General features: G+C 44.9%; 12 protein-coding genes, 1 pseudogene and 1 riboswitch. Of the genes and pseudogenes, 3 read left to right on the top strand and 10 right to left on the bottom strand.

Features of this window, described 5'->3' with window-relative positions; genetic code table 11:
• Window positions 1–142 precede the first annotated feature (142 nt).
• Window positions 143–739, top strand: coding sequence for a thiamine phosphate synthase (locus LN995_RS16090; RefSeq protein ID WP_229962106.1), 597 nt, complete (start codon window positions 143–145; stop codon window positions 737–739).
• A 39-nt stretch (window positions 740–778) separates the two neighbouring features.
• On the opposite strand, the gene moeB is transcribed toward LN995_RS16090, so the two are convergent.
• From moeB to thiS, 6 genes and pseudogenes are all read right to left on the bottom strand, one after another.
• Complete coding sequence (gene moeB, locus LN995_RS16085; protein WP_229962105.1) at window positions 779–1,870, bottom strand: molybdopterin-synthase adenylyltransferase MoeB; 1,092 nt, start codon at window positions 1,868–1,870, stop codon at window positions 779–781.
• A 192-nt stretch (window positions 1,871–2,062) separates the two neighbouring features.
• Window positions 2,063–3,172, bottom strand: coding sequence for a 2-iminoacetate synthase ThiH (gene thiH / locus LN995_RS16080; RefSeq protein ID WP_229962104.1), 1,110 nt, complete (start codon window positions 3,170–3,172; stop codon window positions 2,063–2,065).
• Window positions 3,173–3,396: 224 nt separating this feature from the next.
• A complete protein-coding gene (locus tag LN995_RS16075; RefSeq protein ID WP_229962122.1) occupies window positions 3,397–4,164 on the bottom strand; it encodes a thiazole synthase in 768 nt (255 codons plus the stop codon).
• Between the two features lie 234 nt (window positions 4,165–4,398).
• A pseudogene (locus LN995_RS16070) lies at window positions 4,399–4,953 on the bottom strand (thiamine phosphate synthase); the annotation flags it as partial.
• A 187-nt stretch (window positions 4,954–5,140) separates the two neighbouring features.
• Window positions 5,141–7,003, bottom strand: a complete 1,863-nt coding sequence (gene thiC / locus LN995_RS16065) for a phosphomethylpyrimidine synthase ThiC (RefSeq protein WP_229962102.1) — start codon at window positions 7,001–7,003, stop codon at window positions 5,141–5,143.
• A gap of 45 nt (window positions 7,004–7,048) precedes the next feature.
• Window positions 7,049–7,252 (bottom strand): sulfur carrier protein ThiS, encoded by a 204-nt coding sequence (thiS, locus tag LN995_RS16060; protein WP_229962101.1) that lies wholly within the window; start codon window positions 7,250–7,252, stop codon window positions 7,049–7,051.
• 78 nt (window positions 7,253–7,330) lie between these two features.
• Window positions 7,331–7,435: riboswitch (TPP riboswitch) on the bottom strand.
• 337 nt (window positions 7,436–7,772) lie between these two features.
• On the opposite strand from thiS, the gene LN995_RS16055 reads away from it, so the two are divergent.
• Window positions 7,773–9,104, top strand: coding sequence for an MFS transporter (locus tag LN995_RS16055; protein WP_229962100.1), 1,332 nt, complete (start codon window positions 7,773–7,775; stop codon window positions 9,102–9,104).
• A 100-nt stretch (window positions 9,105–9,204) separates the two neighbouring features.
• Here LN995_RS16055 and LN995_RS16050 read toward each other — a convergent pair whose 3' ends face one another.
• From LN995_RS16050 to LN995_RS16035, 4 genes are all read right to left on the bottom strand, one after another.
• Window positions 9,205–11,607, bottom strand: coding sequence for a LysM peptidoglycan-binding domain-containing protein (locus LN995_RS16050; RefSeq protein WP_229962099.1), 2,403 nt, complete (start codon window positions 11,605–11,607; stop codon window positions 9,205–9,207).
• Between the two features lie 309 nt (window positions 11,608–11,916).
• Window positions 11,917–12,561: an O-methyltransferase gene (locus LN995_RS16045; RefSeq protein WP_229962098.1), complete on the bottom strand. Its 645-nt coding sequence runs from the start codon at window positions 12,559–12,561 to the stop codon at window positions 11,917–11,919.
• A gap of 92 nt (window positions 12,562–12,653) precedes the next feature.
• The gene (locus LN995_RS16040; protein ID WP_229962097.1) at window positions 12,654–13,886 is read right to left on the bottom strand and encodes a M16 family metallopeptidase; all 1,233 of its coding nucleotides are present in this window, start codon (window positions 13,884–13,886) and stop codon (window positions 12,654–12,656) included.
• A 56-nt stretch (window positions 13,887–13,942) separates the two neighbouring features.
• A complete protein-coding gene (locus LN995_RS16035; protein ID WP_229962096.1) occupies window positions 13,943–15,070 on the bottom strand; it encodes a glycosyltransferase family 4 protein in 1,128 nt (375 codons plus the stop codon).
• Window positions 15,071–15,253: 183 nt separating this feature from the next.
• Between LN995_RS16035 and LN995_RS16030 the strand changes: the two genes are divergently transcribed.
• The gene (locus LN995_RS16030; protein WP_229962095.1) at window positions 15,254–16,549 is read left to right on the top strand and encodes an aminopeptidase P N-terminal domain-containing protein; all 1,296 of its coding nucleotides are present in this window, start codon (window positions 15,254–15,256) and stop codon (window positions 16,547–16,549) included.
• Window positions 16,550–16,590 lie beyond the last annotated feature (41 nt).

The following is a 16,590-nucleotide window of genomic DNA, read 5'->3' as shown; positions in this document are numbered from 1 at the left end:
CGGATATCGAAAGGTTTTATATCTTGTCTTACTACCTTTAGAACACCTGCTTTAAGTAAGCAGTTCTTTTAAAGCCCGATAAGATGCTGGTTTATTTCGACACCTTGGCTACCCAACCTTTTTAAGTAAATACCTGCCGTACATGAAACTGATTGTTGTTGCCTCGCCTGTTCCACTTCCTATGGAGCAACAGCTCATAAGCCAGCTGTTTGAGCATGGTTTGGAGACACTGCATCTGCGGAAGCCAGGTTTTTCTTTAGAGGAGATGCGTAAGTTTATAGCTGAAACTCCAGCTCAATACCACTCCCGCCTGATGCTGCATAGTCACCATGAGTTGGCACAGGAGTTCGAGGTAAAAGGCCTGCATTTTCCAGAGGCGATACGTGCTAGTGCGGCTACAACACCAAAAGATAGGCTGCTTTTCTCTACTTCTTTTCACCAACTGCAAAATGTGCTGAAGCCTCAGCCATTGTTCGACTACGTTTTTCTGAGCCCGATTTTCGACAGTATCTCGAAAGAAGGTTACCAGGCAGCTTTTGCACCAGAAGATTTGCAAAGAACTGTGCGGCAAGCAAAAGTACCTCTAGTGGCTTTAGGTGGAGTTAACTTGAGCAGTCTGGAAGCTGTGCAAAAGATGGGTTTTGCAGGAGCAGCTGTGCTCGGTGCGGTATGGCAGGCAGAAGAGCCAGTAAAGACCTTTCTGGAGTTACAGAGGTTAGTTAATGATAGTGAAGCCTAATGCCACCAAACGTTCGTCGGAGTTGCACATGCTGCGAGATTAATACGGATACTGGTCTATGCCGCCTGTAAGATTATAGAAGGTAGTCTGAGGAAAGTGCTGTTGCAGTAGCTGAATGGCTTGGCGGCTGCGGCTTCCTGTTTTGCAGTGGACCACCACGGTTTTACTCGGCTCTACTTTATCGAGTTGCTGCTCCAATGTGGAAAGAGGCAGCAGCGTCCCTTCTATATTATACTGCTCATACTCATAAGGCTCCCGCACATCCAGCAGTTGAAAATCAGCTTCCTCATCCAGAAGGTCTTTCAGTTCATCGGCAGAAATCTCCTCTATCTCGTCAGCGGCAGATCCTGCAGTAGCAGGGGCGCAAAAGGCTTCGTAGTCAGGTTGAAGCGCTGTGACTTCTGCCTGTGCAGTACGCTTAAACTTAATGGACGAGGTTTCCATAGTCAGTGAGTTGAGCAATAACAGCTTTCCTGACAATACCTCGCCTGCCTCACAAATAATTTTGATAACTTCCGTAGCCTGTATCGTTCCGATCAGCCCTGGCAGTACACCCATTACACCTACCTCTGAGCAATTAGGTACTTCGTTCCGTGAAGGCGGTTCTGGAAAAAGGCAGCGGTAGGAGGGACCGTTTTTATAGTGAAAAACGCTTGCCTGTCCTTCAAATTTAAAGATAGCACCAAACACCAGCGGCTTTTGCTGCATGGCACAGGCGTCGTTTACCAGGTAGCGCGTCGGGAAATTGTCAGAACCGTCTACCACAATGTCATAATCTTGCACCAGTTCTAGCGCATTTTGCACCGTAATGCCCTCCGTATGCAGCTCAAACTTTACAAACGGATTCTGCACTGCCAGCTTTTGTGCGGCCACCTCCGCTTTAGATTTTCCTACATCCGCAGCTGAAAAAAGAATTTGGCGGTGCAGGTTGCTTTCCGAAACCACGTCAAAATCAGCTATACCAATCGTGCCGACACCAGCCGCCGTTAAATACTGCAGCACAGGGCAACCCAATCCGCCCGCACCAATCACCAGCACGCGTGCCTGCTTCAGCTTTTCCTGTCCTGCCAAACCAATTTCAGGAAGTATAATGTGTCGGTTGTATCGGTTAAGTTCTGCAGAGGATAACAAAGCGTTTGGGAGTTAAAGGGTTGAAGAGTTAGAGATTTAGAGAGTCTATTTGAGTTAAAGATTTAAAAGTTTGAGATTAGTATACGCATAAACTGAACGTTAAAGGTAATGATAAGATAAGACTGAGGCAAAAGTAGAGCCTTGCACATGTTCAGCGCTCTAAATTTTAACTCTCTAACTCAGATCAACTCTCTAACTCAAAGAAGCGTCCCAATCTTTCCAGATGGCTTCGTAGCCTTGGCTGCGGATCATGCTGAGGATTTCGGCAGGGGTGCGTTCGTCGCTGATTTCGAACTGCTCCAGCGCGTGCTCTTGCGAGGCGTAACCGCCTGGGTCTGTTTTGGAGCCAGCGCTAATAGAGGTAATACCGAGTTTGATGGCATTGTTGCGAAAAGTATGGCTTTCACGGGTAGAAAGCGACAACTCCACTTCCTCATTAAAGATGCGATAGGCACAGATTAACTGCACCAGTTCCCGATCGTTCATTTCTACTTTCGGAGGCAAACCACCTGAAAAAGGGCGCAGCCGAGGGAAAGAAATAGAATATTTCGTTTTCCAGTACTTCTTCTCGAGGTAGTTCAGGTGCAGGGCTGTGAAGAAGCTGTCGGTGCGCCAGTCCTCCAAGCCAATTAATACGCCTAGACCAATCTTATGTATACCTGCTTTTCCCAATCGGTCAGGCGTTTCAATGCGGTACTGGAAGTTTGATTTCTTTCCTTTCGGATGATGCTTTTTATAGTCCTCCTGGTGATACGTTTCCTGGTAGACCAGCACAGTATTCAAACCCAACGGCATTAGTTCTTCATAGTCTTCCTGATCCAGCGGCTGTACCTCCATCGAAATATGGGAGAAGTGCTTTCGGATGAGCTGCAAGGCGTTTTTGAAATAATCTACCCCCACGGTTTTATTAGCCTCACCTGTTACCAGCAACACATGATCGTAGCCATAGCTTTTAATGACAGCTATTTCATTCAGAATCTGTTCATCATTGAGCGTGATGCGGCGCATCGGGTTATCTAAGCTAAAGCCGCAATAAGTACAGATATTCTGGCACTCATTCGACAGGTATAGCGGAATGTACATCTGCAGTGTTTTGCCGAAACGTTTCTGCGTCAACTGCTGGCTCAACGTTGCCATCTGCTCCAAGTAAGGCATAGCGGCAGGCGAGATCAATGCTTTGAAGTCTTCCAAATCACGCGTAGGCTTAGCCAGCGCCCGCTCCACGTCTGCACCAGTTTTAGCATAGATGCTTTGCTTCACCTTATCCCAATTATGCTGCTCAAAAATATCGTTAAAACCCACTTCTTTATAGTTAAGAGTTAAAAGTTTAGAGTTATGAGTTGCGTCAAATTAAAAGTTATGAATTAGAAATGACGTTTTTTCCAGTGTCTGCTACTCTTTATGCATAGCAACCAACCCTAAAATCAAGGTTTTCCTGCAGCAACTCTGGCTAAATAGCGTTGCTTAACATCCAGTTTTAGATAAAGGAAAGTCGTGCATCTTGTGTCCTGAGTCATTTGTCTCTTTTAAAATTCATCCAGAAAAGCCGTAAGCGGGCTGCTGGCTACGGCAACTGAACCAACGGGAGCAAGCTTTGCTTCGTAGGCCATGCGTCCTGCTTCTATTGCCATTTTAAAGGCTTTTGCCATTTGTACAGGGTTTGGCGACACGGCTATGGCTGTATTTACAAGCACGGCATCGGCTCCTAATTCCATGGCTTCTGCTGCATGCGAGGGCGCACCTATACCTGCATCTACCACCACAGGCACGTTACTTTGCTGGATAATGATTTTTAGAAACTCACGGGTTTGCAAGCCACTGTTACTGCCGATAGGCGAGCCAAGCGGCATAACGGCAGCTGTTCCTACTTCTTCCAATCTCTTGCACAAAACAGGGTCTGCATGAATGTAAGGTAGCACCACAAAGCCAAGTTTTACCAGTTCTTCTGCAGCTCTCAAAGTTTCTATGGGGTCGGGGAGCAGGTACTTTGGGTCTGGGTGGATTTCCAGTTTGAGCCAGTTCGTCTCCAGTGCCTCACGGGCCAGTTGTGCGGCAAAAACAGCTTCTTTGGCATTACGTACACCCGATGTGTTAGGCAGCAGGTTAAACTGCGGATGTGCCAGGTGTTGTAAGATATCATCTTCCTGGTTCTGTACATCCACCCGCTTCAGTGCTACAGTAACCAGTTCTGAACCTGATGCAAGTAAGGCTTCTTCCATCTGGCTACTGGAACCAAACTTTCCTGTGCCAGTGAACAGGCGGGAGGTAAAAGTTTTATCTGCTATTTTGAGTATGTTCATAAGTATTGTGCTGCGCCAAAATAAAAATTAGAAATTAAGAATGAGAGGGAACGGGTCCTATCCATATTTACCCAAGCCATGTCATATGCTATAAATTACTTTAGAAGCTTGATTTTAAGCAAGCAGATAACTGTGCTAGTTGCTGAAATCAATTGCCTCTGCATGTAATTCTTTCTGAAAAAGCTTTACCATCTGCACTTTATCTGTGGCCAGGTTGATTGCTGATGAAATAGCAATACCATAAACACCTGCGGCCAACAGAGGAGCGACATCAGCGGTCGCAATACCTCCTATGGCAATAACAGGTATGGAAATATTTGCACTGTGGCACTGCTGCAAGATGTTTTGATAACCCTCTAAACCAAGTATAGGACTTAAGTTATCCTTAGTAGAAGTAAAACGAAAAGGGCCAAGACCGACATAATCCACTCCTTGCGCCACCAGCCGCTGCACATCCTCAAACGTGTTGGCGGTGCCGCCTATAATCTTGCCGCTGCCTAATAGCATGCGTGCTTCGGCTGGCGACATGTCTGTTTTTCCCAGGTGTACACCATCAGCATCTACTTCGGCAGCCAGAGCCACGTTATCGTTTATAATAAAGGTGCTACCATACTTTTGGCAAATGGCTTTAGTTTGTAAGGCTTCTTCTTTCCAAAGCGCTTCAGGCTGATGCTTTACTCGTAGCTGTACCCAGTCAGCACCAACGGCACAGGCTGCTTTGGCGGCTTCTGCATGGCTGTTTCCGTTTACAGCTTGCGTAATAAAGTGCAGTTTTGAAATCATTGTCTGGGGGTTTAATTTAAAAAAGACACAAGTATCAGGACACGCGACTTTTAGTTAATATATTCTCTTCAGGTTAATCAGGTCACTATACTTTCAGAATTAAGCTACCTGCCGCTCTCCACCAAAACTGAAGAGCGGCGGCAGCCTGTTTATCATAGCCTGGAATGGCAAATGTATTCGTAAAAGCTTATAAGTATATCGCGGAGCCCTGCGCTTTAAAAGCATCAGAACGTTCTTCCATACCTTTATTAAGTGCTTCTTCTTCAGCCATACCTGTTTTCTGAGCATAATCGCGCACTTCCTGCGTAATTTTCATTGAGCAGAAGTGCGGGCCGCACATCGAGCAGAAATGAGCTACTTTAGCGCCCTCAGCAGGCAAAGTTTCATCGTGGTATTCACGTGCCGTGTCTGGATCAAGCGACAGGTTGAACTGGTCTTGCCAACGGAATTCGAAACGGGCTTTGCTCAAAGCATTGTCGCGGTATTGTGCCCCAGGATGACCTTTAGCTAAGTCGGCGGCATGTGCAGCCAGCTTATAGGTAATCACCCCGTCTTTCACATCTTTTTTGTTCGGCAGGCCGAGGTGCTCTTTCGGCGTTACATAGCAAAGCATGGCCGTGCCAAACCAGCCGATCATGGCAGCACCGATCGCTGACGTAATGTGGTCGTAGCCAGGTGCAATGTCGGTGGTAAGCGGGCCCAAAGTATAAAATGGGGCCTCGCCACACACTTCCAACTGCTTATCCATATTCTCCTTAATCAGGTGCATCGGGATGTGGCCTGGCCCCTCAATAATCACCTGCACATCGTGTTTCCAAGCAATTTTGGTAAGCTCTCCTAAAGTCTCCAACTCTGCAAACTGTGCGGCATCGTTGGCATCGGCAATAGAGCCTGGTCTCAAGCCATCACCTAAAGAGAAAGCCACATCATAAGCTTTCATTATTTCGCAGATTTCCTCGAAGTGCGTGTACAGAAAGCTCTCTTTGTGATGCGCCAGGCACCATTTTGCCATAATAGAACCACCGCGCGATACAATGCCCGTTACACGCTTTGCCGTTAGCGGGATGTAGCGCAGCAGCACACCTGCATGTATCGTAAAGTAATCCACGCCCTGCTCTGCCTGCTCAATCAGGGTGTCTCTGAAAATCTCCCAGGTCAGGTCTTCGGCTTTGCCGTTTACTTTTTCTAAGGCTTGGTAAATCGGAACCGTGCCAATCGGAACAGGAGAGTTGCGGATAATCCACTCGCGGGTTTCGTGTATGTTTTTGCCTGTGGATAGGTCCATAATCGTATCAGCACCCCAGCGGCAGGCCCAAACAGCCTTTTCTACTTCTTCCTCAATGCTGGAGGTAACAGCCGAGTTACCAATGTTGGCGTTTATCTTCACCAGGAAATTGCGCCCTATAATCATTGGCTCGCTTTCAGGGTGGTTGATGTTGCTTGGAATAACCGCACGTCCTGCGGCCACCTCGTCTCTTACAAACTCTGGCGTGATAAAGCCTTTCGGTGTGTTTGCCCCAAAGCTGTGCCCTTCGTGCTGATGCCCCAGCTCCTGTATTTCCTGAATACGCTGATTCTCACGGATGGCAATGTACTCCATCTCTGGGGTAATAACGCCTTTGCGCGCGTAATGCAGTTGCGTTACGTTCTGCCCTTCTTTGGCGCGGAGCGGTTTGCGGAGGTGCTCAAAGCGCAGTTCATCCAGTGCAGCGTTGTGCAGCCTTTCTTTTCCGTATTCCGATGTAATACCTGACAGTTCTTCTACATCCTGGCGGTTCAGAATCCACTCTTCCCGCAGGCGCTGTAGCCCTTTTTTTACATCAATCTTAACGTTCGGATCAGTGTAAGGGCCGCTGGTGTCGTACACCGTTACGGGCGCGTTTTCTTCGCGGCTTTCAACGCCTAAAAACTGGGTTACGGTGTCTTCCTGCATGATTTCGCGCATGGCTACTTTAATGTTGTGTAGCTGGCCTGGTACGTAAACTTTGCGTGACCCAGTGAAAGGCGTGCAGGTAACGGCGCTTGCGCCAGGTATTTTGTCTTGCTTCATATTGCTTAATCTTAGTGTTGCGATGAGAGGTAACCAGAAAATCTTTTAGCCGCCTTGTGTGGCGCGAATGAGGGTGAGCCGGTCGTTTTCCTGTAGCCGATGGTGTTCCCAGTCAGCACGGGAAATAACTTCGTTGTTGATGGCAATGGCAACACCACGGGTGTGCGGCAACTGCAACTGCTGTAGCAAAGCAGAAACAGAAAGAGGCTCGGAGAGCTCCTTTAGCTGGTTATTCAAAAAGATTTTCATGATTCGCTCGGGAAGAGATGCAGAAAGCATGGGCGAAGACGCGCCGAGCGGCAGCAAGAAGAAGTAGGAAGAATGGAGTTCTTTTCATATACTTTTCCCTTCGTCAGTGCTAACTGTATCAGGTTCAGAGGGTATTTCTCAGTCCTGCAAATCGTTTAAAGCAGGACACCCCTAAAGTTTCAACCAAGGTAAACTATAGGTATGAGAGAAGCAAGCTTTATTTGAAGGAAAAGGGAAATAAATGTGATGCTAAAGATTTTATACTCTGCAAAACAGCTCCTGCTTCCATACTCGTTATTCACGCTAACAAGCAGCACAACATAAACTGAATTTAATGGCTGTATAGTTGTTGGTGAGAACACACAGCCATGGCCAATATCTTCCAGCATTAAGCTGTGGGCTCGCATTGGTGTATAATGTCAAACTTCTCTTGATGCCAGAAAGTCTCGCTTCTTTACCAGTTGCTAAACAACTTGCTGTGGAAAGAACGTAAGATAGAATCGATTAACTTGAATGATAAATGACGAAGGAAGAAGAATCGACGAGCAGGCTTGGTGGCATGTTTAGGGCACTGCGGTATCGTAACTATAAATTATTTTTTTTCGGGCAGGGAATTTCGCTGATCGGTACCTGGATGCAGCAGATTGCGCTTAGCTGGCTGGTGTACCGCCTCACCGACTCGGTTTTTCTGCTGGGTGCTGTTACCTTTTGCAGCCAGGTACCATCGTTTTTGCTAGGCCCGTTTGCAGGAGTGGTAGCCGATCGGTTTAACAAGCACAAAATATTAATCGCTACACAGGCACTCTCTATGCTACAGGCCTCCGTACTAACGGTGCTTGTCCTGACGGATACTATTGAGATATGGCATGTGCTGGCGCTAAGTGCCTTTCTCGGAATAATAAATGCCTATGATGTAGCCACCAGGCAGGCTTTTGTAATACAGATGGTGGATAAGCGGGAGGATGTGAGTAATGCGATTGCTCTGAACTCTTCGATGTTTAACATGGCAAGGTTGGTAGGGCCTTCTGTGGCGGGTATTCTGATAGCAGCAGTAGGAGAGGGCATGTGTTTCCTGATTAATGCGGTGAGTTACCTGGCTGTAATCGCTTCGCTGCTGCTCATGCGCCTGAAGCCTTTCGAGAAAGTGGTGCAGGAGCGTAAAGTGTGGCAGTCGTTAAAAGAGGGTTTTGGCTATGCGTTTGGTTTTGCGCCTATTCGGGCATTAATCAGTATAGTGGCTTGCCTGAGCCTGTTTGGGATGCCGTTTAGTGTGCTAATGCCTGTTTTCGCGCGCGACATTCTGCATGGTGGTGCTAATACATTGGGTTATTTGATGGGCGCATCGGGTATTGGTGCATTAACGGGTGCTATGTTTTTGGCGCAACGTAAAACAGTAGTGGGTTTGGGAAAGGTGATGGTTTTTACGATGCTGCTGTTCGGGGCTGGACTGGTTGCTTTCTCCTTCTCGGAAGTGCTGGTGATGTCGCTGGTGTGTATGCTTTTTAGCGGTTTCGGGATGATTGTTACAATGGCTTCCTGTAACACGCTGTTACAAACCATAGTGGAGGACGATAAACGTGGCCGCGTGATGAGCCTCTATAGTATGGCTTTTATGGGAATGGCTCCTTTCGGAAGTATGCTGGCGGGTTCGGTGGCAGAATTCATCGGCGTAAACTACACCTTGGCTGCCTGCGGATTGCTTTGTGGACTAAGTATTATACCTTTTGCCTTTAATCTGGGTCGCCTGCGCGAAATGGTGAACCCGATTTACGAACGGTTGGGCATTTTGCCTGAAATAGCTACAGGGCTGCAATCTGCCTCTACGCTTACTACGCCGCCAGAGGAAAAATAAATTAAAAGCAGCAGAGCCTGTCCTTTATCAGGGACAGGCTCTGCTGCTTTTACTGCTTTTGGGGTTATGTATTCTTTTTATTGGATTAATTCCTCTTAAGTTACTTCTTTTTTATCAGTAGCTTTTCTCCAATGCTTACAGAAAAATCGCTTTTGTTATTCCACTCCATAATGTCTTTGATCGTAACACCATAGTTCCTGGAGATCTGATACATGCTTTCGCCAGCTGCTACTGTATGGTAAGAAGACTGGTTAACATTTGCAGAGGTACTACTTACTGGGGCTTCTGCTTCCTGAGCAGGTGTGGCTATGTTCTCAGCAGGGGCTGCTACACGTAGTTCCTGTCCAACTTTGATGCTATTATCTGGCAGGTTGTTCCATTGCCTAAGATCATCTAAAGATATGTTGTATTGCTTGGAAACCTGGTAAAGCGTTTCGCCTGTTACTACTGTATGTAAACTGGTTGTAGCCTTTGTTGGAGCAGTAGTCACAGGTTCTTTAACTTCACTTTTCCCTGTTTCTGATGGTGTAATTAGTGGCTCAGCAATAATCAGCTCCTGCCCAATTTTGATTGGTGTGTCACCTAAATTATTCCATTTGGTGATATCGTTTAACGAAACAGCATACATCCTGGAAATGCTGTAAAGCGTTTCCCCTTGTTTAACTACGTGTTTAGCTGATTTCGCATTTGCTGCTGATGTAAAAGGTTGAGCTGTAACAGTAGTTTCTGTTGCGTTTTCAGAAGAGGCTTGTTCTTCTGTTTCAAAAGCTTCATCTGTTTCAACTGCCACTTCAAAAGATTCCTCTTTTACTGGTTCTGTTGTCTTGATAGACTCAGTTGTTGCCTCAGCTTTTTTGCCAGGGTAAAGAACAGGATTCACTGTGCTTTCTTTTGCAGCAGGAGCCTGAGTTGAAACTTGTTCTGCTGAGGTTGTTTCTGAAACAGACATAGCTTCTTTGTCTTGAACTTCTTCTTGATTGCCAGCGATGTACTCATCTTCTTCTGTTTCTTTTTTGAAACGCTTAAAGCTGTTAATAAACCTTTTAAAGATGTTTTCTTTTGGCTTATCCTCTTGGGTTTGTGTAGTAGCTACACTCGTAGAGGTGTCTTGCTTGCTGGTATCTTTTTTAAGGCTGTCGGATAATTTTGCAAAAGGGTTTTCTTTAGGTACACTGCTCTGAGTAGTGGTTGTTGTTGAGGCAGTTAGTTGTCCTTTCTGTTCGCGTACCACCTCTATTGGTTCGTTCTTTGGCCTGCGTTTCTGTAACCACAGTACACGACCTGGTGCCGGAGCCTCATTACGCTTCATGCGGTTTTTGTAAAGCAAATACCGTAGCTGTACGCCATAGTGCTGAGATATCTGTTGCATTGTTTCTCCTGCTTGTACCACATGGTAATCTTTATCTGCTCTTGCTTTCTTGCGCTCGATATAATAGGCAGTTCCCTCTTCCACTTTATCGAAGCTGTACATGTCATTGAATCGCAAGAACTTCTTAGTTGTTAATCCAGCTTTTTCAGCCAGTTTATCATGTGTATCACCTTTGTCGGCTATAATGGTATTTAAACCGTTTCGTTTAACTACGGCTGCCGTTATATGCTTTGTACTTCTTCCAAACCCTCTGAATATATTGGGAGATGCAGCAGTTGTATTATCTGTAGCAGTAGTGTTTGCAGCTAAAAGTCCACGATCATCACCATTGATGAGAGGGATCATGACATAATAATCCTTGTCTGAAGGTATTTTGTTTCCTAGGAGCCATTTGTTATATCTTTCAACCTCTGCCGGGTCGGCCTTGGTAGCACGGGCAATTTCAGATAAGCTCTGTCCTGGTTTTGCTCGCATCTCACGGAGTGACACTGGTGGATTTTGGGATTTACCAATAAACTCCTCATAAGCTATTTTGTGGGCCAGGAAAGTAAGCACATATGGATGTGTTTTATCCGTTACTTCCATTCTGCGGCTACCGTTGTCAGAAGCTTTGCTATAAGATTTAGCTCCGGTAAGGCCAAGATTATAAGAGAGAAGGGTATTTAACCAGTTATTATAATAATTGTTGCTTCTTTTGAGGTATTTGGCTGCGCCACGACTGGCCTCTATAATATGGCGTCGCTCATCAACCTGATTGTCAATCCGGAGGTTGAAATCAGAGGCAGCTTCTTTCTTAAACTGCCAGAAGCCAACAGCATTAGAGCTGGAAACTGCATCAGAAACCAGCCCGCTCTCCTGAAGAGCCAGGTATTTGAAGTCATCCGGAACTCCCTCTTCTTTAAGCGTTCGCTCAATAAGAGGGAAGTACATATCTGCCAAATTAACCTTTGCCTGAAAATATACAGGGTGCCGGTGTAGTGCATCTACTTTCTTTTGAATTTCCTGTTGGCCTTTATTCGATATTTTAACTTGAATATCAGCAAAATTAATACTGTTTGGTACTACAACGCTTTGGGCCAGTGTTAAAAGCGGCAGCAGAAGTAGCAGGAGGAGAGGTAGCTGCTTTCTCATCATACAATTGGAATAATACTTTGGCTATATATAATTTTTGCTCTACTTTAAGTTTAAAGAAGAGTAGGTAATTTACTCTAAGCTAATACGTTCAGAGACTAATATATCAATGGCAAAGTAAATCATTTTGCCTTGCTTTCTAAAGGTTGAACGAACTTCTTTTTCTAAAATTTTTTCAGGGATACAATCTTCTGTCTCGCAGTGAAGGAGGGAGGATGGATGTAACTTATAGAACTGCTTAAAATACAAGCGTCTGCCAAAACTTGTTATTAAAGCAGACGCTTGTGTAGGTTTATTATGTATGTAGCTTGTCTACAGCTTTCTGGCTACCAAAAGCCCATCGCGTACAGGCAGCAGAATATTTTCCACACGTTCATCGTCCTGTACTTTTTTATTGAAGTCCAGAATTTCCATAGTGCGTTCGTCGGACTTGGTGCGGTGCTTGGCTAAAACTTTGCCGCTCCACAGTACATTGTCTGCAATAATATAACCTCCAGGGTTTACACTGTCAACAATTAGGTCGTAATATTTGGCGTTGCTTCGTTTGTCTGCATCTATAAACACCAGGTCAAAAGTGGCATTTATGGTCGGGATAACATCTATGGCATTACCAATGTAAAACCTGATGCGTTCCGTCAGCCCTGCTTCTTTAAAATAGCTCCGTACTGTTTCCTCCAACTCCTCATTTACATCAATAGTATGTAAGGTGCCATCCGGCTGTAGCCCCTCCGCTAAGCATATAGCCGAATAGCCGGTGTAGGTGCCTATTTCCAAAATCTGCTTCGGCCTGATCATGTGTGAGAACATGGACAGCAAGCGCCCTTGCAGATGCCCCGAAAGCATGCGTGGTTTCATCACGTTCAGGTGTGTCTGGCGGTTTATCTTTTGTAGCAACTCGCTTTCAGGTGAAGTATGGTCTTCAGCGTAGTGCAGTAACTCTTCGTCTATAAACTCCATTTTTATAAATTTGGACAACTAGGATAAGGGGAAGTATAATGGTTTATTTTCTCCTCATTTCTAATTCATAATTTCTGATTCTATCGCTAATACTATGCTGGTACATAATTCAGAAAGCTTAGCTGATCTTCGCGTAGCGCATCGTTTGCTATGTCTACTAAATCTCCTGCTGTAATGCTCCTGATCTGGTCGAAAATTTCGTTGAGGGAGTCTATTTTATCCTGATCCAGGATACTTTTTCCCATCATCGTCATCAGGCCTATGTTGCTTTCCTCGGCCATTGCCAACTGGCCCATCAGTTGTTCTTTCGCTGTGTGTAATTGCAATGTGCCAAGTGGCTTCTCCCGAAGTTTCTTCAGCTCTTTCAGTACTAAAGAAGTTGTTCGCTTTAACTGCTTCTTTTCTGTGCCAAAATAAATAGACAGCAGTCCTGTATCTATATAAGTGGCATAATTGGCATCTATTGTATAAACTAAGCCATGTTTCTCACGCACGGCCAGGTTTAGCCGGGAGTTCATGCCCGGCCCACCTAACAGGTTAACCAGCATAAAGAACGGGATGCGGCGATCATCACTAAGGGCGTATGCGGGGCAACCGAGTACACAGTGTGCCTGCGAAATAGCCTTTTCTATAGTTAAGGTTTTAGGAACGTAGTTTTTGAATGGGACACGGGCCCGGTGCTTTTGAATAGCAGGAATGTCTCCCATGTATTTTTCGGCTAGCTTTACAACTTTCTCAAAAGGAAGGTTGCTTACAGAGCAAAACACTAAAGCGTCGGTACTCATGTTGCGGTCGATAAAGTCCAGGAAATCCTGCTTCACAAAACCGGACACACTTTCTTTGGTACCAAGTATGTTATTGCCCAGCGGATGCCCTTCGTACACGACAGCATCAAATTCGTCTACAATAGCTTCTTCTGGTGCATCTAAGTACATCGACATTTCTTCCAGAATTACACCCCGTTCTTTCTCAATTTCTTTTGCCGGGAAAATAGAGTGAAAAGTAATATCAGTCAGTAGTTCAAAAGACTTTTCGAAGTGCTTGTCCAGTACAGAACTGTAGAAGCAGAGCTTTTCTTTAGTAGTGTAGGCATTAAGTTCGCCACCAACTGACTCAAGCCTATTTAATATGTGGAACGATTTACGCTTGGTAGTGCCCTTAAAAGCCATGTGCTCCCAGAAATGTGCCAGGCCAAGCTGGTTGGGTAATTCATCGCGGCTACCTAAGTCTAAAATAAAGCCACTGTGGGCAATTTTAGTATGGCTTACTTGTTTATGAACGACACGTATGCCGTTTGGTAATGTATGGATATGATAATCAGGCATTCAATTTTAAATTAGCCTGCAAAGTTACTGAAAAAACAGTTAAAAAGCTGCTATGTCTATTCTTGGAGCACCTGCTTGTATAGCTGGTATAGTTGGGCTATGGTAACCTCTGGCCTGAAAAGTAAGGCATGTTCATAGCCATCTTTTATCATCTGGCTACGCAAAGGCTGGTTCGTGCTTGCCTCATAAATTGCCTGGGCTAAAGCATGTACATTGTCTGGGGCTATGTATAAAGCTGCTTTACCGCCTGCCTCACTAAAACAAGAGTCTGTTGAAGTTATTACAGGTACACCACTATTAAGGGCTTCTATAATAGGAATGCCAAATCCCTCAAAAATGGAGGGGTAAGCAAAGGTCGTGGCCATCTGATAAATGGCAGGTAACTCCTGAAAAGGAATATAAGGCATAAAATGCACTGTAGCTTCTAGCTTATGCTTCTTTACATAATCATTTAACTGATCGTAATAGGCAGTTCGCCTGCCCACAAACACTAATTCTATAGCTGCCCCTGAGCTATGCCAGGCTTTTAGCAGGTTGAGCTGGTTTTTGCGTGGCTCTAAGGTTCCGACACACAGCAGGTACTTCTCTGGTAGGCCATACTTCTCCTGAACGTTTTTTTTAATTTGGCTATCACAGGCTTGATGAAAGATCGGGTCACAGTCCTGGTATATAACTTCAATTTTAGCGGGATCAGTATGGAAGAAGTTAATTATGTCCTGCTTTGTTTGCTGGCTTATAGCTATAATCCGGTGAGCCTGCTCACATGCACGCCTAAACTTATAGTTATAAATAGCTCGGTCAATAGGCTTGTACAGCTCCGGGTGGTGGAGAAAAATCAAATCATGTATCGTTACAATAGCTTTAGCCTTACTCCTTCTGATGTTTAAGGGTAGTTCGTTGCTTAACCCATGAAATAGATCAAGCTGGTGTTCTTTTATAGATGAAGTTAACCCCAACACACGCCATGCAGCGGATAATTTTTCCCATAGGCCCTGTGGCTTAACAACGTGGGCAGAAGGAGTCACTGAATAAAAGTTCTGGAAGTTCTCGTTTATCCTGGGGGTGTAAAGCTGGTAGTTATTTTGAGGAAAATCGTGCAGGAGCGAAGAAATTACAAAGCGACTGTAATTGCCTAATCCCGAATTGTTTGTGAAAGCCCGCTTTGCGTCGAATCCTATATGCATGATTTACTTAGAAGAATAAAGCTGCAAGTTTACAAATTGTTTCCTCCTTATCTAAGGCAGGTGCCGGAGAAAGTTTGAAGGCCTAATATGTACGAAGTAAAATATATAATCCTATCTTTAACTTTACAAAAGAACATTTATATATCTGTTTTTGATATAAAATTAATAGCCGACAGAAAGACCATGAGATACCTGCCTATTAACCGGGAGTTGTTTATTCATAACCGACACAATTTTGTAAAGCAGTTAAAGCCTTGTTCTATAGCTATTTTTCACTCTAATGATGTGATGCCTACCAATGCAGATGGCACGATGGCATTTTGGCAGAATAGCGACTTGTTTTATTTGTCAGGTATTGACCAGGAGGAGAGCATATTGATACTGTTCCCTGACTCTAAAGATCAGAAGCTGAAAGAAATATTATTTGTGCGGGAAACCAACAACCTTATCCTGACATGGGAAGGCTATAAGTTAACAAAGCAACAAGCAAAGGAAGTATCAGGTGTTGATGCCGTGTACTGGACACATGAGTTTGAACAGGTACTGAATGTACTAATGAGTGAAGCGGAGCATGTTTACCTGAATACGAATGAGCACCTAAGAGCTGTGGTGGAGGTTGAGACCCGTGATGCCCGCTTTGTGAAATGGTGTAAAGAGCGTTATCCGTTACATAAATATGAGCGAAGCGCTCCAATTATGCATAATTTGAGGGCGATAAAGTCTGAAATGGAGATTGAACTCATTAAGAAGGCTTGTCAGATTACAGAGCTTGGTTTCCGTAGGTTGCTGAGCTTTATCAAACCAGGAGTAATGGAGTATGAGATTGAAGCAGAGATATACCATGAGTTTATCCGCAACCGCTCCCGGGGGCCTGCTTATAGCTCTATTGTTGCTTCAGGCGGCAATGCCTGCATCTTACACTACATAGATAATAACCAACCGTGTGAAGACGGAGACTTGGTACTGATGGATTTCGGAGCAGAATACGCTAATTATGCCGCTGACCTGACCCGGACGGTGCCTGTAAACGGAAAGTTTACAAAGCGCCAGCGGGAGGTATATGAGGCAGTGCTGCGCGTAATGAAAGTAGCTACCCGCATGCTGGTGCCTGGCAACACTCTAAACCAATACCACTCTTTTGTAGGCACTGTCATGGAAAACGAGTTAATCAGGCTTGGTTTGCTAGACCAGAACGATGTACGTAATCAGGACCCGGAGAAGCCTCTTTATAAAAAATACTTTATGCATGGCACTTCTCATTTTTTAGGTTTAGATGTGCACGATGTTGGTAATAAATATCGTCCGTTTGAAGAGGGAATGGTGTTTACCTGTGAACCTGGCATCTATATTAGAGAAGAGAATATTGGTATCAGGTTAGAAAATGATATTCTAATAACCAAAAATGGAGCAGTCGATCTTATGAAAGACATTCCGTTGGAGGCAGACGATATAGAAAGGCTTATGAAAAATAAAAATTAGAAGCTTAGGCCTTTATATAAGGAAAGCCAATTATTGGCTGT

Source organism: Pontibacter silvestris (genome assembly GCF_020907275.1).
Lineage (GTDB): Bacteria > Bacteroidota > Bacteroidia > Cytophagales > Hymenobacteraceae > Pontibacter > Pontibacter silvestris.
Note: the sequence above shows the minus strand (reverse complement) of the source record. Positions and strands in the feature narration are given on the sequence as shown.

Coding starts and splice junctions, on each gene's coding strand:
- LN995_RS16045 (WP_229962098.1), bottom strand. CDS start 12,561: ATGGAGTTTATAGACGAAGAGTTACTGCACTACGCTGAAGACCATACT.
- thiC (WP_229962102.1), bottom strand. CDS start 7,003: ATGAAGCAAGACAAAATACCTGGCGCAAGCGCCGTTACCTGCACGCCT.
- LN995_RS16040 (WP_229962097.1), bottom strand. CDS start 13,886: ATGCCTGATTATCATATCCATACATTACCAAACGGCATACGTGTCGTT.
- thiS (WP_229962101.1), bottom strand. CDS start 7,252: ATGAAAATCTTTTTGAATAACCAGCTAAAGGAGCTCTCCGAGCCTCTT.
- LN995_RS16055 (WP_229962100.1), top strand. CDS start 7,773: ATGACGAAGGAAGAAGAATCGACGAGCAGGCTTGGTGGCATGTTTAGG.
- LN995_RS16030 (WP_229962095.1), top strand. CDS start 15,254: ATGAGATACCTGCCTATTAACCGGGAGTTGTTTATTCATAACCGACAC.
- LN995_RS16090 (WP_229962106.1), top strand. CDS start 143: ATGAAACTGATTGTTGTTGCCTCGCCTGTTCCACTTCCTATGGAGCAA.
- LN995_RS16035 (WP_229962096.1), bottom strand. CDS start 15,070: ATGCATATAGGATTCGACGCAAAGCGGGCTTTCACAAACAATTCGGGA.
- LN995_RS16050 (WP_229962099.1), bottom strand. CDS start 11,607: ATGATGAGAAAGCAGCTACCTCTCCTCCTGCTACTTCTGCTGCCGCTT.